The sequence below is a fragment of the Halomonas meridiana genome (assembly GCF_009846525.1).
Taxonomy (GTDB): Bacteria; Pseudomonadota; Gammaproteobacteria; order Pseudomonadales; family Halomonadaceae; genus Vreelandella.
Genome location: NZ_CP024621.1, coordinates 1010652 through 1036597 on the forward strand (window position 1 = coordinate 1010652; position 25946 = coordinate 1036597).

Annotated in this window: 28 protein-coding genes and 2 pseudogenes; 19 read left to right on the top strand and 11 right to left on the bottom strand. The window is 58.1% G+C overall.

The window, feature by feature from the left end:
* Positions 1-14 precede the first annotated feature (14 nt).
* The 6 genes and pseudogenes from CTT34_RS04915 to CTT34_RS04940 form a co-directional block, all read left to right on the top strand.
* Positions 15-496, top strand: a pseudogene (locus tag CTT34_RS04915) (glutathione S-transferase C-terminal domain-containing protein); the annotation flags it as partial.
* Between the two features lie 86 nt (positions 497-582).
* The gene (locus tag CTT34_RS04920; protein ID WP_159341445.1) at positions 583-1122 is read left to right on the top strand and encodes a YaeQ family protein; all 540 of its coding nucleotides are present in this window, start codon (positions 583-585) and stop codon (positions 1120-1122) included.
* A 193-nt stretch (positions 1123-1315) separates the two neighbouring features.
* Entirely contained in the window at positions 1316-2335 is a 1020-nt protein-coding gene (locus tag CTT34_RS04925; RefSeq protein WP_159341446.1) for a lipid A deacylase LpxR family protein, read from the top strand.
* Between the two features lie 46 nt (positions 2336-2381).
* A complete protein-coding gene (locus tag CTT34_RS04930) occupies positions 2382-2618 on the top strand; it encodes a hypothetical protein (protein ID WP_159341447.1) in 237 nt (78 codons plus the stop codon).
* Positions 2619-2702: 84 nt separating this feature from the next.
* Entirely contained in the window at positions 2703-3020 is a 318-nt protein-coding gene (locus CTT34_RS04935) for a DUF6693 family protein (protein WP_044627911.1), read from the top strand.
* 210 nt (positions 3021-3230) lie between these two features.
* On the top strand, positions 3231-5330 hold the full coding sequence (locus CTT34_RS04940; RefSeq protein ID WP_159341448.1) for a TonB-dependent siderophore receptor: 2100 nt from the start codon (positions 3231-3233) through the stop codon (positions 5328-5330).
* Positions 5331-5406: 76 nt separating this feature from the next.
* Here the strand turns inward: CTT34_RS04940 and CTT34_RS04945 are convergent, their stop codons facing one another.
* From CTT34_RS04945 to CTT34_RS04960, 4 genes are all read right to left on the bottom strand, one after another.
* The gene (locus CTT34_RS04945) at positions 5407-5637 is read right to left on the bottom strand and encodes a DUF2798 domain-containing protein (protein WP_159341449.1); all 231 of its coding nucleotides are present in this window, start codon (positions 5635-5637) and stop codon (positions 5407-5409) included.
* Positions 5638-5660: 23 nt separating this feature from the next.
* On the bottom strand, positions 5661-6521 hold the full coding sequence (gene yghU / locus CTT34_RS04950) for a glutathione-dependent disulfide-bond oxidoreductase (RefSeq protein ID WP_159341450.1): 861 nt from the start codon (positions 6519-6521) through the stop codon (positions 5661-5663).
* 251 nt (positions 6522-6772) lie between these two features.
* Positions 6773-7198 (bottom strand): organic hydroperoxide resistance protein, encoded by a 426-nt coding sequence (locus CTT34_RS04955; RefSeq protein ID WP_139525340.1) that lies wholly within the window; start codon positions 7196-7198, stop codon positions 6773-6775.
* A gap of 127 nt (positions 7199-7325) precedes the next feature.
* Complete coding sequence (locus CTT34_RS04960; protein WP_139525341.1) at positions 7326-7775, bottom strand: MarR family winged helix-turn-helix transcriptional regulator; 450 nt, start codon at positions 7773-7775, stop codon at positions 7326-7328.
* Between the two features lie 308 nt (positions 7776-8083).
* On the opposite strand from CTT34_RS04960, the gene CTT34_RS04965 reads away from it, so the two are divergent.
* From CTT34_RS04965 to CTT34_RS04990, 6 genes are all read left to right on the top strand, one after another.
* Positions 8084-9157 (top strand): TRAP transporter substrate-binding protein, encoded by a 1074-nt coding sequence (locus CTT34_RS04965; RefSeq protein ID WP_159341451.1) that lies wholly within the window; start codon positions 8084-8086, stop codon positions 9155-9157.
* Positions 9158-9229: 72 nt separating this feature from the next.
* Complete coding sequence (locus CTT34_RS04970; RefSeq protein WP_159341452.1) at positions 9230-9856, top strand: TRAP transporter small permease; 627 nt, start codon at positions 9230-9232, stop codon at positions 9854-9856.
* A gap of 5 nt (positions 9857-9861) precedes the next feature.
* Positions 9862-11142, top strand: coding sequence for a TRAP transporter large permease (locus CTT34_RS04975; RefSeq protein ID WP_159341453.1), 1281 nt, complete (start codon positions 9862-9864; stop codon positions 11140-11142).
* 57 nt (positions 11143-11199) lie between these two features.
* Positions 11200-11700: a gluconokinase gene (locus CTT34_RS04980; protein WP_159343713.1), complete on the top strand. Its 501-nt coding sequence runs from the start codon at positions 11200-11202 to the stop codon at positions 11698-11700.
* A 79-nt stretch (positions 11701-11779) separates the two neighbouring features.
* Positions 11780-12775, top strand: a complete 996-nt coding sequence (gene gntR / locus CTT34_RS04985) for a gluconate operon transcriptional repressor GntR (RefSeq protein ID WP_159341454.1) — start codon at positions 11780-11782, stop codon at positions 12773-12775.
* An 88-nt stretch (positions 12776-12863) separates the two neighbouring features.
* Positions 12864-13700, top strand: coding sequence for an MOSC domain-containing protein (locus CTT34_RS04990; RefSeq protein WP_159341455.1), 837 nt, complete (start codon positions 12864-12866; stop codon positions 13698-13700).
* Here CTT34_RS04990 and CTT34_RS04995 read toward each other — a convergent pair.
* Entirely contained in the window at positions 13660-14565 is a 906-nt protein-coding gene (locus CTT34_RS04995) for a DMT family transporter (RefSeq protein ID WP_159341456.1), read from the bottom strand. The two genes, CTT34_RS04990 and CTT34_RS04995, sit on opposite strands and share 41 nt — an antisense overlap.
* 202 nt (positions 14566-14767) lie before the next feature.
* On the opposite strand from CTT34_RS04995, the gene CTT34_RS05000 reads away from it, so the two are divergent.
* The 3 genes from CTT34_RS05000 (at position 14768) to CTT34_RS05010 (ending at position 16961) form a co-directional block, all read left to right on the top strand.
* Positions 14768-15556, top strand: a complete 789-nt coding sequence (locus CTT34_RS05000; RefSeq protein ID WP_159341457.1) for a MotA/TolQ/ExbB proton channel family protein — start codon at positions 14768-14770, stop codon at positions 15554-15556.
* A 3-nt stretch (positions 15557-15559) separates the two neighbouring features.
* On the top strand, positions 15560-16429 hold the full coding sequence (locus tag CTT34_RS05005; RefSeq protein WP_159341458.1) for an OmpA family protein: 870 nt from the start codon (positions 15560-15562) through the stop codon (positions 16427-16429).
* A 109-nt stretch (positions 16430-16538) separates the two neighbouring features.
* A complete protein-coding gene (locus CTT34_RS05010; protein WP_159341459.1) occupies positions 16539-16961 on the top strand; it encodes an OsmC family protein in 423 nt (140 codons plus the stop codon).
* 117 nt (positions 16962-17078) lie between these two features.
* On the opposite strand, the gene CTT34_RS05015 is transcribed toward CTT34_RS05010, so the two are convergent.
* Positions 17079-17552 (bottom strand): PRC-barrel domain-containing protein, encoded by a 474-nt coding sequence (locus tag CTT34_RS05015; protein ID WP_159341460.1) that lies wholly within the window; start codon positions 17550-17552, stop codon positions 17079-17081.
* Positions 17553-17918: 366 nt separating this feature from the next.
* Here CTT34_RS05015 and CTT34_RS05020 point away from each other — a divergent pair, with 366 nt between their 5' ends.
* Positions 17919-18800 (top strand): L,D-transpeptidase family protein, encoded by an 882-nt coding sequence (locus tag CTT34_RS05020; RefSeq protein WP_390620279.1) that lies wholly within the window; start codon positions 17919-17921, stop codon positions 18798-18800.
* Here CTT34_RS05020 and CTT34_RS05025 read toward each other — a convergent pair.
* From CTT34_RS05025 to CTT34_RS05040, 4 genes are read right to left on the bottom strand one after another with little or no spacing between them, the layout of a single operon-like run.
* A complete protein-coding gene (locus CTT34_RS05025; protein ID WP_159341462.1) occupies positions 18797-19459 on the bottom strand; it encodes a response regulator transcription factor in 663 nt (220 codons plus the stop codon). The two genes, CTT34_RS05020 and CTT34_RS05025, sit on opposite strands and share 4 nt — an antisense overlap.
* Entirely contained in the window at positions 19459-20988 is a 1530-nt protein-coding gene (locus CTT34_RS05030) for a PAS domain-containing sensor histidine kinase (protein ID WP_254436458.1), read from the bottom strand. Before CTT34_RS05030 ends, CTT34_RS05025 begins: the two co-directional genes overlap by 1 nt.
* 21 nt (positions 20989-21009) lie before the next feature.
* The gene (locus CTT34_RS05035) at positions 21010-21678 is read right to left on the bottom strand and encodes a 2OG-Fe(II) oxygenase (RefSeq protein WP_159341463.1); all 669 of its coding nucleotides are present in this window, start codon (positions 21676-21678) and stop codon (positions 21010-21012) included.
* On the bottom strand, positions 21675-22346 hold the full coding sequence (locus CTT34_RS05040; RefSeq protein WP_159341464.1) for a CoA pyrophosphatase: 672 nt from the start codon (positions 22344-22346) through the stop codon (positions 21675-21677). Before CTT34_RS05040 ends, CTT34_RS05035 begins: the two co-directional genes overlap by 4 nt.
* A 93-nt stretch (positions 22347-22439) precedes the next feature.
* On the opposite strand from CTT34_RS05040, the gene CTT34_RS05045 reads away from it, so the two are divergent.
* Entirely contained in the window at positions 22440-22997 is a 558-nt protein-coding gene (locus tag CTT34_RS05045; RefSeq protein WP_089675368.1) for an NUDIX hydrolase, read from the top strand.
* A gap of 5 nt (positions 22998-23002) precedes the next feature.
* Here CTT34_RS05045 and CTT34_RS05050 read toward each other — a convergent pair whose 3' ends face one another.
* Positions 23003-23314: a YqfO family protein gene (locus CTT34_RS05050; protein WP_159341465.1), complete on the bottom strand. Its 312-nt coding sequence runs from the start codon at positions 23312-23314 to the stop codon at positions 23003-23005.
* Positions 23315-23438: 124 nt separating this feature from the next.
* Between CTT34_RS05050 and CTT34_RS05055 the strand changes: the two genes are divergently transcribed.
* Positions 23439-24392: a sugar-binding transcriptional regulator gene (locus CTT34_RS05055; protein ID WP_159341466.1), complete on the top strand. Its 954-nt coding sequence runs from the start codon at positions 23439-23441 to the stop codon at positions 24390-24392.
* Between the two features lie 164 nt (positions 24393-24556).
* Positions 24557-25877: pseudogene (locus CTT34_RS05060) on the top strand (ABC transporter substrate-binding protein).
* Positions 25878-25946: the final 69 nt, after the last annotated feature.

Below are 25946 nucleotides of genomic sequence, written 5' to 3' on the forward strand. Positions count from 1 at the left end.
GCCAGTCACTGTGATTTTCACCGTCGGGCTTAGTGCCGTGTTTGATCGATAGCGAACACGATGTGGCTGTGTGGGATTCCTTGGCAATTATCGAATATGTAGCCGAGAAACATCCGAGCGTATGGCCTGAAGAGCGCGCGGCGCGTGCCTGGGCGCGCTCCGCCAGTGCCGAAATGCATAGCGGCTTTGGTGCGTTGCGGGATGAGTGTTCGATGAACTGTGGCAGGAGGGGCTTACGCGTTTTGGTGGCCCGTTTCTGGCAGGCGAGCGCTTTACGGCGGTGGATGCGTTTTACGCCCCCGTGGCGTTTCGGGTACAAACCTTCAACCTGCCGCTGAGTGACACCTCCCTTGCTTATGTAAAACGCCTTTTAGCCCTGCCCGCCATGCAAGATTGGTATGCTGCTGCACTGCAAGAGACATGGCGTGAGCCGATGCATGAAGCAGAAACAGTGAAGTATGCCACTCTGTTGAGCGACGAACGCGCGATAGGCTAGTGCGTAGTGCGTGGATGGCTGCGCGATGATCACTCAAATCCGCTACACTGGCGCGCATATCATTAGAGAATGTTGAGATTCATGTTATGGCGCTAAGTGCTACCCCCTACAAAGTCGACGTTAACCTGACTGACCTGGATCGCAACGTCTATGAAACGTTGCGTTTCACGGTGGCCCGCCATCCCTCTGAAACGGAAGAGCGTCTGTGCTCGCGGCTAATTGCTTATATCCTCTGGTACAGAGAATCGCTGGCATTTGGGCGTGGGCTATCAGACGTGGACGAGCCTGCGCTTTGGGAAAAAAGCCTGGATGGACGGGTGCTGCATTGGATAGAGGTCGGACTGCCCGATGCTGAGCGTTTAACCTGGTGTTCGCGCCGCGCTGAGCGGGTCTCGCTGCTGGCGTATGGCCGCGTGGATATTTGGGAAAGCAAAGTGCTGCCCGCCGTCGCCTCGTTGAAAAATGTTCACGTGGCAGCGCTACCCCAAGAGGCGCTGGCCACCGTGGCAGCAGATCTCCCCCGGGCGATTAACTGGGCGGTCATGATTAGCGATGGTTCGCTGTTTATCACCGATGAAAACGGCCAGCACGAAATCACTCCGCAGTGGTTATTGCGGGAGCGATAGGCATTCATGTGCTAGTTTTTAAATGACGAACTGGCCAACAGTTCGTCATCACAGGGATGTGTTTCCAGGTTGTGCAGTGCATTACATAAAGTAGCTTGCTATCTATTTGCAAGATTACATACAATCAGAAATGTTTGTTATCCCCTGCTAATAGGCTGCCTACCTGCCTAGCTCTCAACTCAAGGAATGAGCCATGACGCCGTCTGTCCCTCATCGCAGAGATGAATCTCTTAAAGCCGTCTTTCGCAAAGCCGTGCTGCCGTTTGTATTACCGTTCAGCCTGCTGCCCGCTATTGCGTCTGCCGACGATAGTGCGCTTTCCATTAAGCATGAAAACGATGGACTCGCCAGCAGTGATGACGGCCACTTTACCAGTGGCTTCGAACTGAACTGGATGTTTACCCCCGAACCGCAAAGCTGGACACAGCGATTAGCGGCTGCGTTGCCGGATAGTATCATCAGTCAAGCTGATCGCGCCTCCTACCGCCTAGTGCATCAAATTTATACGCCCAATGTGATTGAGCGCCGCGAGCTGATTGAGGATGACCGCCCTTACGCGGGGTTAGTGTATGGCGGTGTGTCGCTTTATGAAGATAAGCCAATGGGACGCTGGCAGCAGGCCACAGACCTGCATTTAGATGTTGGCTTAGTGGGCCCTTCGTCGCTGGCAGACAGCATTCAGCGGGAAGTACACCGCGTGACTGAAAGCGACCGACCACGTGGCTGGAGCAACCAGTTAGGCGATGAAGCCATTGTTAACCTGAACCTGCGTCGCCAGTGGTGGCACGATACCCCCTTAGCGGGTAAACAGTTCTCCCATGGGCCTAGCGTGGGGGCGGCACTGGGCAACCTGTACACCTATGCCAGCGCGGGTTACAGCGTACGTTGGGGAGACGATGCCCAAGGGATTCCCACGCTGACGCCCAACCCTGGCAGCCGCCATCATCTTAACGGCACACACGGCTGGCAGTGGTACCTGTTCGCTAACGTGGAAGGTTACTACGTGGCCCATAACCTGACATTGGATGGCAATACGTTTAGAGATAGCCACTCAGTGGATCGCAATGAGTGGATAGCTGAAGCCTCTGCTGGGTTAGCGCTGGCCTGGGATGAGTGGCAGGTAACCTACGCGGCCGTTCAGCGTACCCGGGAATTTGATGGTCAGGATGAGCAGGATAAGTTTGGCGCACTGACGTTGAGCAAACGCTTCTAGATCTTAAATATAAGCGGCGGCTAGCGGCTGATTAAGGTGAAACGAGATGGCAAATAAGTACCCTCATACACCGGATGGCCGCTACTTCGTTGCCAAAGATCGGCTGTGGCGCTGTACGGACCCACGCCTAACGGATGACGAAAAACGCGGCCATGTCAAAGCGCTGATGAAGGCCCGCCGGGCAGTGCGCAGCGCCCAGCAGCAAGACGATGAAGAGTCACTGCGCCAAGCGCGTGAGGTTGTGCAGGAAGTCAAAGAGGCACCAGGTGAGTGCGGCCCTTAAAGCGCAGGCTTCACCTGCTGGCCGTTCACGGGCAGCGAGCACAGTGGTAATCTTCGCCCCTTTCTTAACGCGTAAGGGCGACCTGTGAACATTAAAGCTGACCTCTCGATTCTAGATATTATTGGCCACCTGCTCATCTGGGTGTTGCTCACCATTATTACCTTTGGCATTGCGCTGTTTTTCTTTCCTTACTCCTTCGCTCGCTTCGTGATCAACCGCACCAGCGTGGTGGATAACGCGACCGGCGTAGAGCGGAAAATGGTTTGCGATATCAATATCTTCAGCAATGTTGGCCATATTATTCTGTGGATGGTGATCTCATTTCTGACCCTGGGGCTTGGCTATATTTTCTACTTTTACCGGGTGTGGAACTACGCGTTGAATAACTCTCGCCTGCAGTAATGTCAGCCCCCTCGCAAACGAAGAGCCCCTTGTACTGCCTGCCGACCTTCGGCAGGCAGTCATTTTTTGAGAAATATTTGCATTAACGCATCTTCCTGTCCGACTCAACTCACCTTTCGCCTCCGTTGACATCCTTTGTATAGCCTCCTATATTTTCGCGAATAAAAATTACTATCATTAATATTAATATTCGCTCTGGGATCTTACACGATGAACAATGTAGTGTCGTTTCGACTGCGCACGCTGAGCGTCGCGGTTGCCTTAGCCTCGGTTGCTGCTGTGCCGGTAGTTTATGCACAAGAGAGCAGCGTCAATCTGGATACGGTTGAAGTCACCGCTGAATCGGCCGGTCTTTATGGGTACAGCGATGCTGAGCGGGAGCCCTCAGTAGGCAAGCTGGATGTGCCGCTGGCCGAACAGCCTTACTCCATGTCAGTGATCGACCAAGAGTTTATTCAGGAGAGCGGTGCCAAAAACATTCAAGATGCGCTGCTGTATACCCCCGGCGTGTACGCGGGCAACTTCGGATTCGACACCCGTGGCGACAGCGCTAAAGTGCGCGGGCTTGATGCAGGTCGCTATTTGGATGGTTTGCGCCAAGTGTATGGCTCCTACAACACCGTGCGCACCAACGTATACGCGCTGGAGAGCGTAGAGGTGCTGCGCGGACCATCTTCCATGCTGTATGGCCAAGCGGATTTGGGCGGTATTATCAACGGCGTCTCTAAACTGCCCCAAGAGGAGCGCAGCGGTGAGGTGTGGGCGCAATACGGCTCCTACGACCGCAAGCAGCTGGCGTTGGACGTGACCGGGGCGGCCGATGAAGAGGGCGAGTTTCTTTATCGCCTCGTGGCGTTAACCCGTGACAGCGACACCCAGGTGGATCATGTGGAAGATGATGGCTATCTGTTTGCACCGTCGTTTACGTGGCGGCCAAGCGATGCCACCAACATTACGCTGCTGCTTAATCGCCAGGAAAACAAAGGCCAGGTATCGGCACAGTTTCTTCCCCAGGCGGGCACGTTAACGCCGGGTTCATTGGGTTTTATTGGCTCTGAGCGCTTTGTTGGCGAGCCGGGCTGGGACCGCTACGACCGGGAAAAGACTGAAACGACGTTGTTTGTTGATCACCAGCTCAACGACAGCTGGGCGTTTGCGGCCACCGCTCGCTATACCGATTCCAGTACGGAAACTCGCGAGCACTGGGTGAATATCCCCAGCGTGCCCGATGCTAACGGCAATGTGAATCGGACCATCTTTATGGCGGATGCTCAAACGCGCATTCTCAATATGGATGCGCGCCTGGAAGGCGAGTTTGCGCTCGGCAATACCCAACATACGCTGGTGGCAGGTATTGACCGTCAGGACGCTCGCTGGTCTCAGGATAACTATAGTTCGGTGGCCAGTGGTGGCGGGCAGTTCAACGTCTATAACCCTCAGTATGGCAATCTTCAGCTGGATTCGCTGAACCCCACTGACCGCCCGGATAATGAGATTGAACAAGTCGGCGTGTATCTGGCGGATCATATCGAAGTAGGCCCTGTGGTCGTCTCAGCGGGCCTGCGCCGTGACTGGGCAGAGAACCGCACGCTGGCGCTATCTGGCCCAGATACGGTCAGTGATGAAGGTGAGACCACCGGCCGGCTGGGGCTGATGTACCGCTTTGATAACGGCTTCTCACCCTATGTCAGCTACTCCGAAGCGTTCGCCATGAACCTGGGCACCGATGGTACGGCCAACCCAAGCCCCTTGAAGCCCACCACCGGCGACCAGGAGGAGATTGGCTTTAAGTACGTATCTCCAGATCAATCCCTGGCCGTGAGCGCGGCGTACTTTGATATTACTCAGCAAAACCGCATTAGCGATGGCGTTACTCCGGGCGGCGTCGAGCAAGTGGGTGCCGTGGTCGATGGCTGGGAGCTACAGGTAAATAAGCGCTGGCAGCAGTTTGAAACCCAGGTCGCATACACCAACTTAAACGCCAAAAACGACGGCACCGGTATTCGCTTGCCGTATGTGGCCGAAGAGCAGGCTTCCTGGTGGAACCGCCTGTATGTGGGAAATAACTGGCGTGTTGGGGCGGGCGTTCGTTATGTCGGCGACAACGTTGGCTCTGGCGGCGCGCCGGTGGTGCCTTCCAGCACGCTGTATGATGCGATGGTGGGTTACACCCTGGGTGAGTGGGACTTCTCCGTAGACTTGAAAAACGCCACTGATGAAGAGTATGTCTCCTGGTGCCGCTATGACGGCGGTGACTGTGGCTACGGCGACCGTCGCAGCGTTACGGCCAACGTGCGCTATCAGTTTTAACGCATCATGACATAACAAACGGGGCCTGCGATGAGCAGGCCCCGTTTGGTTAATGGGACTCAGTGAGTGAGCGGCGTTAGTGCGGCTGCTTGACCAGTAGCTTCACCAAACGCCGCACGATGGGGGCGACCAAGTTGATCACCGGCAGCGCGACGGCAAAGGCAAACAGCCACGCCTTGAGCCAAATCACTACAATCCCTTCCACAAGTCCCACGTTATACAGCGTTATGACCAGCGACATAATGCATGACATAAACAGTGCCATCAGGCATGAAAATATCAGCTGGGCGTATTTCGGATCGAACATCGTACGTTTTCCTAATACGCGAATTAACGCTTATCTTCGGTTTTCTCGGTGAAGTCGCTGGCGTCGTGGCGCTCGTGAAGCTGCTCGTTGGGTTCGCCCCAGGTGCGGTTTACCATGCGGCCCCGCTGTACCGCAGGGCGGGCATCAATCTCTTCGGTCCAACGCAGCACATTCGTATAGGTGTGTGCCTCGAGGAACTCAGCGGCCTCATACACGCGGTTTTTCACCAGCGCGCCGTACCAGGGGTGAATCGCTATATCGGCAATGGTGTACTCATCGCCTGCCATAAAGCGGTTGTCGGCCAAGTGACGATCCAGTACGTCTAGCTGACGTTTGACTTCCATGGTGTAGCGGTCAATCGGGTACTGGTACTTCTCTGGCGCGTAGGCGTAGAAGTGACCAAAGCCGCCGCCCAGTATGGGAGCGCTGCCCATTTGCCAGAACAGCCAAGAGAGGCACTCGGTGCGTTTGGCCGGGTCTGTAGGCAGAAATTCACCGAATTTCTCGGCGAGATAGAGCAAAATAGCCCCTGACTCAAACACCCGTTGGGGCGGGTTCATACTGTGATCCACCAGCACCGGGATCTTGGAGTTAGGGTTAGCCTCAACGAAGCCGCTGCCAAACTGGTCGCCTTCGCCGATTTGAATCAGGTGCGCATCGTACTCGGCTGCCTCAATACCTTTTTCCAGCAGCTCTTCTAGCATTACCGTGACTTTCACACCGTTGGGCGTGGCGAGGGAGTAGAGCTGTAGCGGATGTTTGCCTACCGGCAGCGCTTTATCATGGGTGGCGCCCGCTACCGGACGATTGATGTTTGCAAACTTACCGCCGTTGCCCGGCTCCCACTTCCAAACTCGCGGTGGCGTGTAGGTCGTATCGCTCATAATAGCCTCGCTGTTGAACAGGTGAAAAGTGCAGTACCAATTGCCTAGCTTGCTAAGTTGTGTCTTTTTAATGGGGACGTAAAACCTGGGTACAAGGGTAGTTCGCGTGTTCGTCAAATAAAAATATGCAGGGGTCGTATAGGGGGGCTGACGGTAGGAGCTGTCTGGATGACCCGCAAGGGTGGGAGAAAGCGCAGAGCAGATGCAGTGTCGCCGCCTTGCTGATTGGCAAGGCGGCAAAGAGAGCGGCTTTACACCAGTGTCAGCGTGACATCGATGTTGCCACGAGTGGCATTGGAGTAGGGGCAAACGATATGCGCTTTATCGACCAGTGCCTGCGCGACGTCCTTCTCAAGACCTGGCAAGCTGATTTTTAGCTCTACTTCGATCCCGAACCCCGTGGGGATAGCGCCAATGCCTACGCTACCATCGATCTGAGTATCTGTGGGCAGTTTGACTTTTTCTTGGCTGGCCACGTGCTTCAGCGCGCCTAGAAAGCAAGCGGAGTAGCCTGCCGCAAACAGCTGCTCTGGGTTGGTGCCGTCGCCACCTGCGCCACCCAGCTCTTTGGGGGTGCTCAGTTTGACATCCAGCGCGCCATCGGAGGACTTGGCATGGCCTTCACGGCCACCCTTGGCGTGAGCATGTGCACGATAAGCAATCGTTTCAATCGACATAGACGTCTCCTTTTTTGGTCGTTAAGTGGGTCATGCTGGGATAATGATCTGTTTTAATTTAGTCCAGCTTTATTTTGCGCGCAATATAATTGAGCGAAAAAATGTTTCCCATTTAAAAAGCGAGTCGTCATTTTGCTTTTTGCAAACTCTCACGCAGCTGTACTAAGTCCTCTTTGAGCTGCGTCAGGGCCTCGACCGATTTCTCGCTGGCATTCACTACGCAGCTAGGGATATGGCGAGCCTGTTCGCGCAGCGCCCGGCCTTTGTCGGTGAGAAAGAGCTCGACGACGCGCTCATCTTGCACACTGCGCTGGCGGCGCAGTAGCTGGTCCGCCTCCAAGCGTTTGAGCAGTGGAGTGAGTGAGCCAGGGTCCGTCAGCAGTCGCTTACTCAGCGCGCCAACGGTGATGCCATCTTCTTGCCATAGCACGAGCATGGCGAGGTATTGCGGGTAGGTCAGCCCTAGCTCTTTCAAAAGTGGTTTATAGATTTTGGTCATCGTCAACGACGTTGAATAGAGGGCGAAACAGAGCTGGTGATCGAGCTCAAGTTCGCTGCAAGGGTCTAACGCAGGCATGTGGACTCCCAGACGAAATGCATAGTGGGTAATGTAGCGCGCCAAACGATGAGTGGCTATCCCTAGACGTTGGTCGTAAGTGAGCAGTTTTGTTTTGACACCCCGCCAAGCGATCGCTAGCCTTCGCTTATTGAATGTTACCGGTAACAAAAAAGGCGTAACCCGTCGATTAGCCGCAGCATTCATATTGACGCGTTATTCGATAAAGCGAATGAAGACGCGGCTCGCTCGGGTGGCAGATAAACGCTCAGCATCTCAGTACACCACTGCTCAACATTTAACAACAATGAATGTTTGGAGATAACGTCATGACAGCGATTTGGCGCAGCACGCTTACCCTAGTGGGCGCAACGACCCTGACTTTTGGCATGGCGCATGCCCAGAGCCCCGAGCTTTCCGACCCGCCGGCCATCGAAGGGGATATCGTGGCCGACCACGGTAGCCATACGCTTCGTATGGGCATTGGCCTATCGGAAACGTCTCCGCAGTTTCTCTCTAGCCAGTACTTTGGCGAAATTCTGGAGCAGCGTACCGAAGGCCGCATTACGGTCAACGTGTTCCCCAACAGCCAGTTGGGTGACGACGTTCAAATGATGGAAATGCTGCAGACCGGTACGCTGGATATGACGTATCCCTCCAGCTCGGCCACCACCAGCTACGTCGAAGAGCTCTCCGTCTTTGACCTGCCGTTCCTGCTGCCCAGCCGTGAAGCCGCCATGGCCGTCATGCAGAGCGACGTGGCTCAGGAAATGCTGGATAAGTTCGAAGGTACTGGCCTGAAAGCGTTGGCCCTCTCCGAGAACGGCTACCGCCAGCTCTCCAACAGCGCACGCCCGGTGGAGTCGCCGGAAGACGTGGCAGGCCTGGACGTTCGCGGTTTGAGCGTACGTACCATGCAGAATCCGGTGCACCTGGCGATTTGGGAAGCCCTCGGTGCTAACCCCACGCCGATGGCCTTTGGTGAACTCTTCTCTGCGCTAGAGCAGGGCGTCGTCGATGGTCAGGAGAATCCCTGGAGCACCATCCTGACCTCCAACTTCAATGAAGTGCAGGATTACGGCACCGAAACCCGCCACGTTTACACCCCGTTCATCATGATGCTGTCCGAGCGTACCTGGGACCGCATGGCACCCGAGTATCAAGAGCTGGTACTGGAAGCTGCGCGTCAATCTGCCGAGTACGAAATTCAGCTCTCCGCTGAGTACGACGACTGGTCTCGTGAGCAGTTAGAAGAGCGTGGTATGCAGATCACTCGCTTGAGCGATGAGCAGCTGGCCGCGTTCCAAGACGCCGTGCAGCCCGTTTACGAAGAGTGGGCGCCGCGCATTGGCGAAGATCTGATCGCTGAAATTCAGCAGATCGTCGAAGACAGCAGCAACTAATACGCACCATTAAGCGCGCCATCGGGCAGGCCATTGTGCCTGCCCGACTTGTCAGTGCCCCTTGGAGTTCTTATGACACCCTCCTCAACACCTTCCAATGCTGAATCCTCTTTGAAAGCGCCCGCGATGGAAGATCCGTCGGTCTATCTGGACGATCCCAATCGCAAGCTGCTGGAAATCGATACCGAAACGCGCCAGGGCCCGGCGCTGTTTCGCTGGTTAACGCTTGGCATGGAGTATTTGATTGGCGCGATTTTGGTCGCGTTGATCGTGGCGGTGTCGAGCAATGTGGTGGGCCGTTCGCTGTTCAACCACTCGCTGCCTTGGGTCGACGAGCTGGCGCGCATGCTATTCATCTGGCTGGTCTTCATTGGTGCAGCGGCCGCGTTCGCCCGCTATGAGCACATTGCCGTGGATGCACTGGTGCGGCGTTTGCCGCTGCGTTTGGCGCATATGCTCTACTGCCTGCAGCACCTGATTATTACTGGCCTGATGCTGGTCATGATATTTGGTGGCTATCAGGTTCTGGCGCGCTCCAGCGGTCGCTCGGCCATCATGGGAGTGCCGCTGAGTTTGGTCAGTCTTTCCCTCGTGCTGTGTGTCATCTTTATCGCTGCCGTATCGCTGTGGCGGGTTTGGATGAGCGTGCGCGTCATTGTTCAACCACATGGCCCTTCGGCTAACGCGCAAGGGGAGTAAGCGTCATGCTATGGATTTTTCTCATTATTTTATTCGTGTCGATCATCATTGGCCTGCCTATCGCCTTTGGTTTAGGGGTAGCGGCGCTGGTGATGGCGGTACTGTCCGATATTCCGCTCTCCATCATGATCGAGCAGTCCATCCGTGGGGTGAATAGCTTCCCGCTGCTGGCCATTCCGTTCTTTATCTTGGTCGGTGAAGTGATGAGTAACGGCGGCATCGCGCGCCGTCTGATGGAACTGGCCGGTGCGCTGGTTGGGTTCATGCGCGGTGGCCTGGGGCAAGTGGCGATCACTGGCTCGATGTTCTTTGGCGGCATTAGCGGCTCGGCGGTGGCCGATACGGCGGCCACCGGCTCGATGATGATTCCCTCCATGAAGCAGCAGGGCTACACCGCTGCCAACGCCACGGCGATTAACACCGTCTCGTCGGTGATCGGGATCATTATTCCTCCCTCCATCCCGCTGATTCTTTACGGCATCGTCACGGAAACCTCCATTAGCCGTCTGTTCATCTCCGGTATCGTCCCGGGGCTGCTGATCGGCGCGGCCTTGATGGTGACCACCTTCATTTTGGCCAACAAACAGGGTGGCGGGGTGCGTAAATTCCGCTGGGACGTGCTGTGGAAAGCCTTCAAAGACGCGTGGCTGGCCCTGGTGCTGCCGGTGATCGTGATTGGCGGCATTATTGGCGGCGTGTTCACTGCAACAGAAGCCGCTGTGGCGGCGCTGCTCTATTCGCTGGCGATTTCGCTCTTGGTCTACCGGGAGTTCAAGCTCAGTGAACTCATGGGCATGCTGATTCGCACGGCCAGGCTGACGGGCATGGTAATGATGCTCCTGGCCTTTGCCACCGTCATTGCTTGGTTCTTGACCATCAACATGGTGCCGCAAACGCTGGTGCGTCAGGTTCAGGCGATTACCCAGGAGCCGTTCCTACTGCTGTTAATCGTGGCGGCTCTTTTACTGCTCGTCGGCTTCGTGATGGACCTGACGCCGGCCATGGTCATCATGGCGCCGATGCTGGCCCCTATCGTCACCTCGGTGGGGGTGGATGCCGCTTACTTTGGCGTGCTGATGGCCTTCATCCTAGGGATTGGCCTACTCACGCCGCCGGTGGGCACCTGCCTCTATGTGGGCTGTGGCGTGGGCAAGGTCTCCATGGAGTCGCTGGTCAAAGCCATGCTGCCTTACTACGCGGCGCTGCTGGTCGTGCTGGTGCTGCTGATTGCCTTCCCAAGCATCGTGACTTGGTTACCTGACCTCACCGCCGTACGCGGTAACTGATAGGAGTCGCGTGTGACTACTTACTCAGCTCATAACGGCTCGCATCGTATTCTCGTCATGGGCGTCTCTGGGTCGGGCAAGTCGCACATTGGTCAGCAGCTAGCGGCCAGTGTGGGGGCCACGTTCATCGATGGCGACGATCATCATTCGCCCGCCAACGTGGCCAAGATGGCCAGTGGGACGCCGCTGAACGACGATGACCGCCGCGACTGGCTGGCGACCCTGGCTGGGCTGTTTGCCGATTACAAGTCGCGGGACGAATCGGTGGTGATTGCCTGTTCCGGCCTCAAACGGCGTTACCGCGACCGTCTGCGAGAAGGGGATAGCGCGCTGCGTATCCTGTATTTAGAAGGCACCCAAGCGCTGCTACGCGAGCGCTTGGAAACGCGCGCCGGGCACTTTTTCAAGGGCGACAGCATGTTGGCCAGCCAACTGGCCGATTTGGAACCGCCCCAGGCAGATGAGGCCGTGACGCTCTCCATCAGCCTGACGCCCGAAGTGATCGTCGAGCGTTTTCGTGCCACGCTCGCGCCAGAGCCGCACCGCTCATTAGGCTAAAGGGAGGGATAGGCGACGGGCCCTGCTATTCGTTATGGTAGGGCCCGAGCGCCATCCACTGTACAAGGCAGCGACGCCATTGAAGAAAAAACGCCCTACATTACAAGATATTGCTGATCGCGTTGGTGCCACCAAAATGACCGTCAGCCGCTGTTTGCGTGACCCGGAAACGGTGTCTGAAGGTCTTCGAGAGCGCATTTTCAGCATTGCCGAGCAAATTGGCTACATCCCCAATCGCGCCCCCGACCTGCTTTCCCGTGCCACCAGCCACTCCATCGGCGTGCTGGTTCCTTCGCTGACCAACCAGGTGTTTGCCGACGTCATCGTGGGGATCGAAGCCTACACCGAGCCTGCGGGCTATCACTTGATGCTCTCCCACTACGGCTACAGTCAAGAACTGGAGGAGCGCAGCCTTGCCTCGCTGCTCTCCTATAATGTGGATGGGGTGATTCTATCCGATCGTGACCACACGCCGCGCAGCCTGCGCATGCTGGAAACGGCGGGTATTCCCATCGTCGAGATCATGGATACCCACCGTCCGCCGCTGCAGCAGGCGGTGGGCTACGACAACGTTCGTGCCGCTTACGACATGGTCAGCGAGATGATTCGCCGCGGCCGTCGTCAGGTGATCTACCTCGCCGTTCGGCTCGATGAGCGTACCCGTCAGCGCGAGCTGGGGTATCGTCAAGCCATGGAAGAGCGGGGTCTTACCCCCGTGACGCTACAGAGCAGTCAGCGCTCCTCTTACACCGTGGGTGCCGCGTTGATGCAGGAAATTCAGCGCGACTACCCCGACGCGGACGGCATTTTTTGTACCAACGACGACGTCGCAGTGGGGGCCTATTTCGAGTGCTTGCGCCAGAGCATTGCCGTGCCAGAGCAGATGGCCATTGCCGGTTTCCATGGCCACGACGTTGGGCAGGCGATGACGCCACGTTTGGCGAGTGTCGTGACTCCTCGTCAAGCCATCGGTAAAGCGGCTGCCAAGACGCTACTGGCGCGCATTCGTGGCGAAGCGCTGGAGCAGAAAGTGGTGGATTTGGGATACCGCATCGAGGCAGGGAGCACGCTTTAACGTCCGCGCTAAAAACTGTTTGGCTGCTTACGATAACCCCGTTAGGCTAGCGATTCATTCTGCTATGCCCAAAGCGTACGAGGCCGCTGTGAAGATTACGCAATTAACGGTTTACCCGGTGAAATCCCTGCAGGGGATCGATGTGACCCAGAGCGAGATTCATGCCCACGGCCTTGCTTGGGACCGCCGGTGGATGCTGGTGGATGCCCAGCAGCGCTTTGTCACCCAACGGCAGCTGCCCGCGCTGGCGACGATATCCGTGGCGTTGACGTCGGAAGCCCTGGTGCTCTCTCACCCCAGCGTCGAGCCGATATTCATCTCGTTGGCAGAGCCCGAGGGTAACCTGAGGCTGGTATCGGTATGGAATGATCACTGTAAAGCGCTGCCGGAGAGCGAGGCAGTGTCCGAATGGTTGGAGGCTGCGCTGGGTGAGCAGGCCCGAGGCATTAGCCTGGTCCGCTTCGCCACGACCTTTACCCGAGCGGTGGAAGAGGATTTTCTGGCAGGGGGTGAAGCCCACAGCTACTTCGCTGATGGCTACCCCTTTTTGATCACCACTACCGGTTCCCTGGATGCGTTGAACAGCGCGCTGGTGGCGGGAGGCAATACACCGGTACCCATGAACCGGTTTCGCCCCAATATCGTGGTAGACGCCGACGAGGCTTGGCAGGAGGATCGCTGGGCAACAATCGAGAGTGACACCTACCAACTCACCCTGCGCAAACCCTGCCAACGCTGCAAGATCACTACCGTCGATCAGCACACAGGCACGATTCCCACTCAGGCCGAGCCGCTCAAAACGCTCTTGGCGTTGAATACCCAGCCTCATTTGAAAGGCGCGCACTTTGGTCAAAACGCCACGTTAACGGCGGGTGAAGGCAGCGTCATTCGTGTGGGGGATGCGGTGTCCGTAACGCCCCGCTAGGCTTGAAGCGCAAAAGCTTCGTGGCAATCGCGGTGCCCAGTAGAGTAATCACCATACCCGTGACGACCTGTAGGCTCAGCGTTTCATCCAGTAGCAAATAGCCCCACAGCAGGGCACTGACGGGGACGAGAAACGTCACCGTCGACGCCGCCGTTGCCCCGGCGCTTGCCAGTAAACCAAAGTACAGCAAGAAGGCGAGCGTCGTGCTGAGCATGGCCAGTGCCAGGGCGTTGCCCCACGCCAGGGGGCTGATGGGCTCGCTGGGCCATAGCAGCACGCCAGGAAGGAGTAACACCAGCGCCGACATGGCGCTGCTGCCAGCGGCCAGTACCCGGGTAGGCAAGTGGCTAAGGCGCGTTTTGGAGTAGTTGCCCGCCAAGCCGTAGCAGAACGTCGCACCCAGTACGGCGATGATGAACCAGCCATCGCCGCCCAAACCGAAGTCCAGCCGGTTGGCGGAGAGCACATAGACGCCCAATAGCGCCAGCGCCAACCCCAGATACTGCTGGCGTTGCACGGGCGTCGCAAAGAAGGCGGCCCCTAACAGCGCGGTAAAAATCGGCGTGGTGGCGTTAATCAGTGACGTAAACCCCGCCTCTAACCGCGTCGTCGCTAGTGCCAGCAGCGAGAAAGGCAAGACATGGTTGACCACTCCCAGTAGCAGCAGCGGCCCTTTGTGCTGCCAGATCAGACGCACGTAATGCAGGCTCAACAGCAGCGGTAGCAGCAGTAGGGCGCCAATCCCCATTCTCACCAACACCAGCGGCAGAGGGCCAAACTCGGGCGCTGCGACCCGCATGAAGATAAACGATAGCCCCCATAACGAAGAGAGTAATAAAAGGCGCAGCGCATCGGCCGATGACATGGTGTGTCCTTACGTAAAAAACCACGGGGTTGAGTGGCCGTCAGCTTATCCATAAAGCGTATGAAAGCGAAGTATGTACAAGTCAGTAAATAGATTTGTCAATATTTGTCATGTCACGAATTTGGCGTTGACGCCTATGGTGGGAGTCTCTACTGTCTCAGCCAATCGTAGTAGGGCAATGGATACTCGTTGAGGAAACGCCGTGGATCTCGCAACGCTGATTGGCTTGGTAGGAGCTGCCGTGCTGGTAGGTGCCTCTGTCATCATGGGCACGTCGCCGGAAGTGTTTATGAACCCTACCGGGCTTTTATTGGTGGTGGGCGGCAGTTTATTCGTGGTGCTCGCCAAGTTCAGCATCACACAGTTCAAGTTTGCGTTTAAAGCAGCGGCGCGGGCCTTCAAGTTTCAGTTACCCAGTATTCAAGAGAGTATCGACGAGTTGGTGGAGCTTTCTAAGGTCGCCCGTCGAGAAGGCATGATTGCGCTGGAAAGCCGAGACGTAAACTCTCCGTTCTTGAAGAAAGGGCTACAAATGCTGGCCGATGGCTTTAGTGCCGACATGATCAAGGAGATGATGGAGAAAGAGCGCCTACTGACGCTCGAGCGTAACGAAGCCGGTGGCCAAGTCTTCTCCGCGCTCGGTGAAGTATCGCCCGCCATGGGCATGATCGGCACGCTCGTGGGGCTGGTGCAGATGCTCTCGAATATGGGAGACCCTTCCCTCATCGGCCCCGCCATGGCAGTCGCGCTGCTCACCACGCTGTATGGCGCGATGATCGCAACGATGATCGCCACCCCCCTGGCCGACAAGCTTTGGGTGCGCATGAACCAAGAATCCAAAATGCAGGAGCTTTGGATAGATGCGCTTCTCGCCATCAAGGGCGACAAAAACCCGCGGGTACTCGAACAGATGCTGACCATTTATCTGCCGCCAGAGCATCGCACTGCCGAGAGCAGCGAAGAGCGCGGTGCGGCAAGCGAGCGAACGTAGGCCATGGCACAAAAGCAGACCAACATTCCCGCATGGATGGTGACCTACGCCGACCTGATGTCGCTGCTGCTGTGCTTCTTCGTGCTGCTGCTGTCGTTTGCCGAAATCGACGCGCAGAAGTTTCGCCGCGTGGCGGACGAGCTGTCCAAAGCCTTTGGGGTGCAGCGGGACATCGAAGCCATGCAGATTCCCATGGGAACGAGTGCGGTGATGCAAAACTTCTCCCCTGCGACGCCGGACCGAACGCTCATCGAAGAGGTGCGCCAGCGTACCATGCAACAGCAGCCGCAGTTGGAGTCGATGCGTAGCATGCTGGAAACCCAGCAGCGACAGCGCAGCTTGCAAGTGGCTGGCAGCGTCGAGTCGCTGCTCGAAGACGCCCTGCCTGAAGGCGTAGCGGAGATTACGGTGGATGAGTACCGCGTGGTGGTACGCATTGCCGAAAACGGCACGTTCGACTCGGGAACCGCTACGGTGACCCCCGCGTTTGCCAGCTTGCTGCAGGAGCTTGCCGTGCTATTGGGGGAGTTGACCGGTACCGTCTCGATTGATGGCCATACCGACGATGTCCCTATTCGCACCGCGCAGTTTCGCAGTAACTGGGATCTGTCGGCGATGCGCGCCGCTTCGGTAGCCAACGTCCTGGTGAATTCCGGTGCCATTGCCCCCGGGCGTTTGATCATCCAAGGGTTTGCCGAAACGCGGCCGCTTGCCGCCAACGATACGCCAGAAGGGCGGGCCGCGAATCGCCGGGTCGAGTTGACCATCGATGCTAGCGCGCCCTTCGATGATCGCGGTGAGCGCTCCATGCAGTCGTTGCAGGCCAGTGCTTCGGAGGCGTCGCCATCGTTGGCGACGATCAGCGCACCGTAAGACGAGGGTCGTAGAATCACCGCCTAGAATCAGCTACGCTGAACAAGCACCGAACGTAACCCTGCGTTCACCCTGCGAGAAGCACACTACCCTAGGAAAGGAGAACAGAATGGATAGTAAAGCAAGCGCACATTGGGAAGGTGGTCTGAAAGATGGCCAAGGTAAGGTCGCCACTGAAAGCGGTGTCCTGGATGCAGGTTACTCCTTCAAGCAGCGTTTCGAAGGCGAACCGGGCACTAACCCCGAAGAGCTGATTGGCGCCGCACACGCCAGCTGTTTCTCCATGGCGCTGTCGATGATTCTGGGCGAGAAAGGCTACACGGCCGATGCGATCGATACCCAGGCGCGCGTCACGCTGTCACAAAGCGATGCGGGTTTCGATATTTCCAGCATTCACCTGGACGTGGAAGCCAGCGTGAGCGGTGCCGATGACGCCGCTTTCCAGGAAGCCGCAGAAACCGCCAAGGCCAACTGCCCGGTCTCCAAGGTCCTCAAAGCTGACATCACGATGTCAGCCAAGCTGAAAGGCTAATACCTTTGCCCCTGGGCAGCGGCTTTCCCGCCGCACTGCCCTGAAGACGAGAAGGGCCTTGCCAAGTGGCAAGGCCCTTTTTGCGAGCAATGGCTGCTAGAAAACCCAATGACGAGATTAGCTTTGTGTCTCGTCCATGGTGTTTTCGTCGCTATTGTTCATCTCGGTATCGCGCTCCGTGTGCAGGTCTCCCTCCCGCTCGTACGCCTGCGCATCCTGTAGCGCTTCTTCCGAGGCGTTGACGGAAATCACGTACTCCTCATTGTCCTCGCCTTTCGTCAGTTCCAGGGAGTCCCACTCGATGGCGACATTCTTTTCGCCCATTCCCAGGAAACCGCCTACACCGACGACCACGGCGTTGATTTTGCCATCCTCGTCGATGATCAAGTCGTTGATGGTGCCGATGTCTTCGTCGTTTTCAACGCTGCTGCGTACTTGATTGCCCGTCAGCGAATCGGAGTGGAAAGTGTTGTCTGGGGCATTGGTCAGGTAAGACGCTTCCGTACCCGTGTTGCCCTCATTGGCTTGAGCGATGCCTGCCGTGGCCATCAGGGCGGGAAGAATGAGGGTCGTGAGAAAAGTCGGTTTCATCGTGATTGCTCCTTGCGTGGTGATGAAGAGGGCACACGCGAGTGGCACCTCTTTTCGTCCGAAGTGTCCCGGCACCTCGCTGTGCAGGGACACTTCTCAAGGTAGGCGTTGAAGCCCTCTTTGCAATCATTAGGGCGCACTCTTAATCCATATCAAGAAAGAGCGGCGGCGACGTTAAACGCGCTGCGACAGTCTGGCGAATTGACCCGCTGCCCGTGGCTGGGCATATTCATAGCCATCCAGGCTTGCCGCAGCGCGGTGGCTGCATATAAAGGAGACTTCATGACCCTGACTGCCCCCTTACTGTCGTTTCAGCCGTTGAAACAGCGCTTAGCCAGTGGCGTTGTGGCACTCAGCACTTGGCTGATGACGGCCAGCGCGATGGCCAGTGACGCCGAACTGCCGAAAGGCCACTTTCTGTTGCCCGAATCAGGCAACATGGTCGGTGAGGTATATACCGTCACCGCCAGCGAAGAGGATACGCTGCTGGATATCGCCCGGGAGCATAACGTGGGCTACGAAGAGATCCGCATGGCCAATCCGGATGTCAGTATCTGGGTGCCGGGAGAGGGCGCCGAGGTCACCATCCCCAGCCAGTTCATTCTGCCTGATGAACCTCGCACAGGGATCGTAATCAACGTGGCCGAGCTGCGGATGTACTACTATCCCGAGGTCGAAGACGGAGAAGCGCCCCGCGTCGAAACCTATCCGATCGGGATTGGCCGCGATGCCTACAATACGCCGCTCGGTATCACCGAAACCACCATGCGTTTGGAAAACCCTGCGTGGTATCCGCCTGAGTCGATCCGTCGCGAGGCAGCCGAGCGGGGGGATCCACCGCCTGCGGTCGTTCCGCCCGGCCCAGACAATCCGTTGGGCCAGTATGCCATTTTGCTGGATATCCCCGGTTATCTGATCCACGGCACCAACCAGCCGGATGGGATTGGCATGCGCGCTAGCCGCGGCTGTATCCGTATGCACCCGGAGGATATCGAGTCGGTGTTTTGGCGTGTGCCGGTGGGCACCCAGGTGAACATCATCGACGCGCCCATCAAGCTCGGCTGGGGCGCCAATGACGATGCCTACATTCAGGCGTTCACGGCGACCGATGAGCAGGCCTTTGGCATGGAAACGCTGTTGAACGTGGTGAGCCTGATCGAAGAGCATAAAGGGGAAGGTCGTGCCAACTACGAGCAGGTGAGCCGCGTGTTGGAAGAAGCCAACGGCCAGATCGTACCGCTGAGCTAATCACGCGTCCCTGGGGCAGGAGGAAGTGCGGGCACTAGCGACAGTGCCACTGCCTGACGCACGAGGGCGGCCACATTGGCCGCTCCCATCGCCTTCATCGCCCGCAGTCGATACACCTCGACGGTTTTGGCGCTGATCCCCATATGGTCGGCGATTTCCCGGCTCGTCATCCCCTCCGCCACGTGCACCACAATGCGCTGCTCTTTCGGGCGAAGCGTCTCGAAGCAGGCTTTTAGCTGCGCTATCGACTGCTGGCGTTGGTGCTGCTGCTCGGCACTGCTGAGCGCTCGCTGCACGACGTCGATCAACTGCTGGTGGTTGAAAGGCTTTTCGATGAACTCGAACGCGCCATTTTTTAGCGCCGCCACCGCCATGGGCACGTCGCCATGCCCGGTCATCATGATGATCGGCAGGCGGGCCTGCTGGTCGATTAGCCGTTGCTGCACCTGCAGCCCGCTCATGCCCGGCATGCGCACGTCCAACAGTAGAGCGCCTAAGTCATCGTGGGAGGCCGCAAAAAAAGCGTCACCGCTGGCGAAGGCGCGGGGGGTGAGCCCCACCGATTCCAACAGCCAGACAAGAGAGTCACGCAGGGCGTCGTCGTCGTCGATCACCGCAATGACGTTAGGGGGCGTCGATAAAGGAGTAGGCGAGGGCATTAGGCATCGGTCTCCGTTCGCAGTGATACGTCAAAACAGGCGCCCCTGGCACTCTCGTCGCGCAAAGAGAGGGCGCCGCCCATACTCTCCATGAGCGTGCGGCTAATGGCCAGCCCCATGCCCAACCCTTCCTCGCGGGTGGTGAAGAAAGCGTCAAAAATGGTCTGCTGGTGTGCTTTTTCAACCCCCGGCCCCTCGTCCTCAACGCTTAGGGTGATCTGGCGCTGGCCGCTTCGCCGGGCGCTCATGAAGACCACCTTGGCGTCGTTCACTCGGCGGCTAGCGGTCAGCGCGTTCAGCAGTAAGTTCACGATGACCTGCTCCAGGGCAATCGGGTCGGCGTAGACGCGCGGCAGCGTATCGGGCAGGCGTACTACGAGTTCGATCGATGCTTGCTGATACTGCCACTCACAGAGGCGACAGGCAGCCGCGACCACCTCGTCCAGCGCCAGTGGGCGCACGTGATGGCTGCGCTTACGGACGAAGCTGCGCAGATGACGCAGCCGCTGAGCAAGGCGCTGTACCTGCTCGTCAATGCGCTCCAGAGGCAGCTGTAGCTCGCTGGCAAGCGGTGTGGGCTGCTGTTGGCACTTGAGCAGCGCGCCGCTGGTATAGTTGGCAATGGCACCTAAAGGTTGGTTTAGCTCGTGGGCGATATTGGAGGCAAGCTCGCCTGCGGCGGCTAACCGGTTAGCGTGGGCAATCTGCTCTTGATGGCGACGCGCTTGGGATTCGGCGGCTTTTCGAGCGCTAATATCGCGATTGACCAGGGCGTAGTGGCCAGGCTCGGCTCCTCGGCTGCGGTGGGCCAGTACCACGCTGAGCACCGGTACGCTGCCGCTCGCGGTGCGCATCTCCAATTCCCCGCTCCAGGAGCCGTAACGCTCCACGGCTGGAAACACTACCTCATTTAACAAGCACAGCGACTCGGCTTGGTATAGCTCACTGAGCGCAGTGGACGCTTCGTTGGGTAAGGCAAAGCAGCGGCGAGCGGCTTCGTTAGCGCTGAATACCCGCAGGTTGGGCCCTAAAAACAGCACGTAGTCGGTGGTGGATTCAACCACCTGTGCCAAACGCTCCCGAGTGGCTTCGGCCTCGATACGACGCCCGACGTCTCGGGAGACGCAGAGGATATCGATCAATTCGCCAGTCTCGGCGTCCCGCCGAGTGCGGCTGGTGGTTTCGAACCATACGTAATGGCCCGCCTTGGCGCGGAAACGGTAGGTTTGCTGATAGAAGCCGTCGTGGTAGTACACCCGCGGCGACTTGTTGAGCAGGTCGCTCAAATCGGCTGGGTGAAACAGCTGGTACGCGGAGACGCCGATGAGCTCGTCGGGTTCATAGCCCAGCAGCTCCCGCGCGGCCTGGGAGGCATACAAAAACGTGCCGTCCCGGGCGTGACGGGAGATCAGGTCCGTGGTGCTTTCGGCCAGCCACTGATAGTGGCGCTTTTCCTCCTCGAGTGCGGCGTTGCGCGCTTCCAGGGCCGCTACTTTCGCCGCCAGGGCGGCCGCTCTGTCAGCACTCACGGGACACGTCTCGCTCATCATTTAGCGCGCAGGGTCCAACACGCCGCCCATCGATGCGTTGCGGCGGAACCAGCCCGCAATGCTGGCGCGAGGCTGGCGGGTGGGCAGCACTTCATGGGGAATGGTTTCCGATAAAAAGCAGGCAAAGGTGCCGGCTTCGGGCACCACGCGGGCCACTTCTAGCGTTGGGTCATCCGGATGATAAATCACCATTTCACCGCCGCCGTCGCTCGGCCAGTCGGGATTCAAGTAGCCGACAGTAGAAATCACTCGGTTGGCCCGCCCGCGAAAGCTGTCTAGGTGACGCTGGTAGAAGGCACCGGCAGGGTAATGAGCAAAGTGGGCCTCGTACTCGAACAGACCCAGAAACAGCGCTTGGTTGAGAGACTGCTGTAGCGCTGCCATGGCATCCAGATAGCGGCGTTGGGCGTCACTTTCTCGGTCTAGCCAGTGGATGGCATCGCCGCGTATGTCTTTGCGCAAGTGATGCTGCTGGCCGCGGCCAATACCCGCCTCGTCCAGGGCGTCCAGCTCGGCCAGCTGATGAATCTCCCGGTGCAGCGCTTGGCAAAGCGCCGGGTCGATCACGCCTTTACCTACATACCACCCCTGTTCCACCAGCGCGTCTACCAGCGCTAGGTGGGCGTGGGGATCGAGGGCCGGGGTGTCGATGTCAGGCGAAGCAATCATTTCGTGGTTCTCGTCACGGGCGCGCGCTCGGCGTTGGCCGAGCGTCGGCTAGTCGGGGTACGACGTTCAGGGTAGTGGCGCAAAGCACCGGGCGGGCGCTGATACAGGTCAATCTCCATACCAAACCCCTCGGCCAGCAGCTCCACCAGCATCATCGCAGATAAGCCCCAGATCACGTGGCCATCGACGTGATAGCTGGGCACGTAGTGGGCAACGCCATCGACGGTGATCACATCGGTATGGGTACGCTGGTCGTCTAAAAAGTGGCTGAGCGGGACTTCGAAAATGGCGTCCAACTCCGCGGGATCCGCCACCAGCGGTAGGTCCGGCGGAATGATACCCACCCAGGGCGTCACGCGAATGCCGTGCAGCGAAATGACGTCCGACAGCCGCCCCAGGGGCTGTACCAGGCCAGGGGCTAACGCAATCTCTTCTTCTGCTTCCCGCAACGCCGTGGCATATAGATCAGCGTCACCCGGTTCACGTTTACCGCCAGGAAAAGCGACTTGGCCACGGTGGGTATTCAAGTGGCTGGCTCGGCGAGTAAACAGTAGGGTGGGGGCAGGGCGCTCAACAATCGGCATGAGCACGGCAGCTTCCGGCAGTGCTACATGGTCTAGCCGTTGAGGGGTATGCTGTTGCAGCCGTTTGCGCAGTTTCTCTAACATAGGAGTCTCTTTACTTTGCTCTCTTTTACCCAGCCACGGTGATCATCGTCAAGCACGTTGATGCCTCGACCCACCAGCCGTAGAGAAAACTCGATGAACTTTTGTAGTCAGTGTGGTGAGAAAGTCCGGTTTGCCGTTCCCGAGGGAGACGACCGCCCCCGCTACCTGTGCGACGGCTGTGGCACGATCCACTATCAAAATCCCCGCATCGTGGCGGGTACGCTGCCGGTGAGCGGCTCCAAAGTGCTGCTCTGCAAGCGAGCGATCTCCCCTCGAAAAGGGTACTGGACGCTACCGGCAGGGTATATGGAAAACGCTGAGACCACCCAGCAGGCCGCCACGCGGGAAACCTGGGAGGAAGCCTTCGCTGAGGTCACGCTGGGCGACTTGTACACGCTGATCGATCTTCCGCATATCAATCAAGTCTATATGATCTTTCGCGCGGATTTGGTGGGCGGCTTTGGTGCCGGGCCAGAGAGCCTGGAGGTGGCGCTATTCGAGGAACACGAGATTCCTTGGGACGCGCTGGCCTTCCCCACCATCGAGCGCACGCTGCGCCACTACTTTGCCGACCGCGAAAACGCCGTGTTTCCGCTGCATATCAGTAAAATCACGCCCGAAGATCGCGAGCGCTATGTGGGTAGCGCCTAGTCGTCTTAAAGGTCGGCGAGCTGCCACACGTCGTAGGCGACTTCTTCATAGGGATGCGCCAGTTTGAGCGCCGCAATAGCGGCCTGAATATGCTCGTCGGCGCAGACCAGCTCGACCTTGAACTCCTCGACGGTTTCTAGCGTGCCGACCTGTCCGATATGCGGCTCGGCGCCTGCCATCGGACGGAACTGACCGGTGCCTCGGGTCTGAAAGCAAACATGCTCGTAGTTGCCGATTCGACCGGCACCCGCGTCGAAGACGGCGCGTTTGACGCTGTCGGCATTCTCAATGGGAACGAAAAACGCAAGTTTATACATAGCAGCGACCTCTGTGCATCGGGATACGTCGTCAGGCGCTTATGTTAGCGGATAGGACACTACTGGTCTTGGCGAAGGCTTTGTATGATGAGGTTTTTTTAACGACAAGGCGGCGACCCCCTCCATGGATAAGTTTGAAGTAAAGCTCGACCAAGCAGCCAGGGCCGCCTGGATGTCCTATGTGGGCGGCATGACCCAGGATGAGATTGCCACTCAGCTTGGCGTCTCACGCCCTGGCGTCCAACGCTTACTGGCCCTGGCGCGCCAAGAGGGGTTGGTAAAAGTGCATATCGATCACCCCATCTCAACCTGTATGGCGCTGGGCAGCGCGCTGCGGGAGCGCTTTCAGCTGGCCTACTGCGACGTGGTGCCTGCGGACACCCAGGCCCCCGAAAGCGGCGCGTACTATCTGGCCGTGGCGGGGGCCGAGCGCATTGCGCGGCTGGTGGAGCGCAGCGAGCCGCTGACGCTCTCGCTGGGGACCGGGCGTTCAGTACGTGCGGCAGTGGAAGCGCTAAGCCGCGTGGAGCGGCCGCAGCATCGGTTTGTCTCGCTGGTGGGCAACGTGGCACGGGATGGCTCCGCCAACCGCTACGACGCCGTGATGGTGCTGGCGGATAAGACCGGCGGCGAGCGCTTTTTATTGCCTGCACCCGTAGTGGCGGAGTCGCTGGCGGAAAAAGAGGCCATGCTGTCCCAGCGCTTGTTCAAAGCGATCGCCGATGTAGCGCGAGAGTCAGAGGCGGCGTTTATCGGCATTGGCCGTATTGACCGCCAGGCCACGCTTTTTCAAGACCACTTCATTAGCGAAAGCGAGCTAGATGAGCTGCTGGGCCGCGAAGCGGTGGGAGAGCTACTGGGTTGGCCGCTGAACCGGCGTGGAGAGGTGATCGATTGCTCGATTACCCGGCGTGTGACCAGCCTGCCGCTGGAGCGTTTTGGAAAGCACCTCATGGTGGGGATTGCCGGTGGCAGGGATAAAGCGCCTGCCATTTTAGCCGCACTGCGCGGTGGCTGGCTGAAGGGCTTGATCACCGATGAGATCGCTGCGCGGCATATCCTCGAGGCGATGGAGTGAGCGCTATCTTCGCGGTTGCAACATGCAAGCGATTGAATGAATTAGCGTAAAGTCTAACGCGGCAAGCTTTGCTTTTTTTTGGCTCGCATACGATCATTTGTTCGGTTGGTGATCAATAAGATCAAGGCAACAACAATGCCAATATTTGCCAAGAGGAGTGCTGTATGCGTCTCGCGCGTCATTTGCCCGTCACGACCCTAGCGGCCGCCATTGCGGTGGCTGGCCAAGCCCAGGCTCAAACTGAGATCACCGTCGCCACGGTGAACAATAATGACATGGTCATTATGCAGAGCCTGACCGATGCCTTTGAGCAAGCGCACCCGGATATCACGCTGGACTGGGTGGTGCTTGAGGAGAACGTGCTGCGTCAGCGTATGACCACGGATATTGCCACCGGCGGTGGGCAGTTCGACGTGATGACCATCGGCACTTATGAAGTGCCCATTTGGGCGGAACGCGGCTGGCTTGAGCCGCTGGACAGCCTGCCCGATGACTATAACGAAGACGATCTGCTGGCATCGGTACGCGACGGCTTAAGCCTGGACGGCACGCTGCACGCCCTGCCGTTCTATGCGGAAAGCTCGATGATGTATTACCGCACCGATCTGTTTGAGCAGGCAGGTATCGAGATGCCCGAGCAGCCCACCTGGACGCAGGTGCGCGACTGGGCCGAACAGCTCCACGGTAGCGAAGAGGGCCTGGCGGGTATCTGTTTGCGCGGCAAGCCGGGCTGGGGCGAGAACATGGCCTTCGTCTCGACGCTGGTGAACACCTTCGGCGGCCGCTGGTTTGATGAGCAGTGGAATCCGGAGCTGAACTCTGAGGCGTGGAATAACGCGATTTCGCTCTACGTAGACCTGCTCAGCAACTACGGCCCGCCAGGCGCCAGCTCCAACGGCTTTAACGAGAACTTAGCGCTCTTCTCACGCGGTAACTGCGCCATGTGGGTCGGCTACCTCGGCGGCAGGCAAGCTCTACGACGAGAGCGAATCCGACGTAGCCGGTACGCTTGGCTTTGCGCCCGCGCCCATCGCGGAAACTCCCAAAGGTTCCCACTGGCTGTGGTCTTGGGCACTGGCTATCCCAGCCTCCTCTGAGCATAAAGAGGCAGCTCAAGCGTTCATTACTTGGGCCACTTCTGAAGAGTATATCGAGCTTGTCGGTGAGACTAACGGCTGGACCAGCGTACCGCCGGGCACTCGTGAATCCACCTATGCTAACGAGCAGTACACCTCAGCCGCGCCGTTTGCTGGCTTCGTACTGAACGCCATTAAAGAGGCTGACCCCACCGACTCTAGCCTAGAGCCGAACCCCTATGTGGGCGTGCAGTTTGTGGGTATTCCTGAGTTCCAATCGATTGGCACTCAGGTAGGCCAAACCATTGCGGCGGCGCTGACCGGCGATACGTCGGTTGAGCAGGCGCTAGATAGCGCCCAGCGTGCGACTGAGCGCACGATGCAGCGGGCGGGCTACATCGAACGTTAATGCACTCCTGCGCCTGCCCGGCCACGGGCAGGCGTTTTTGGTGGTTCTCGCAGGTCTGTTTTCTTGCAG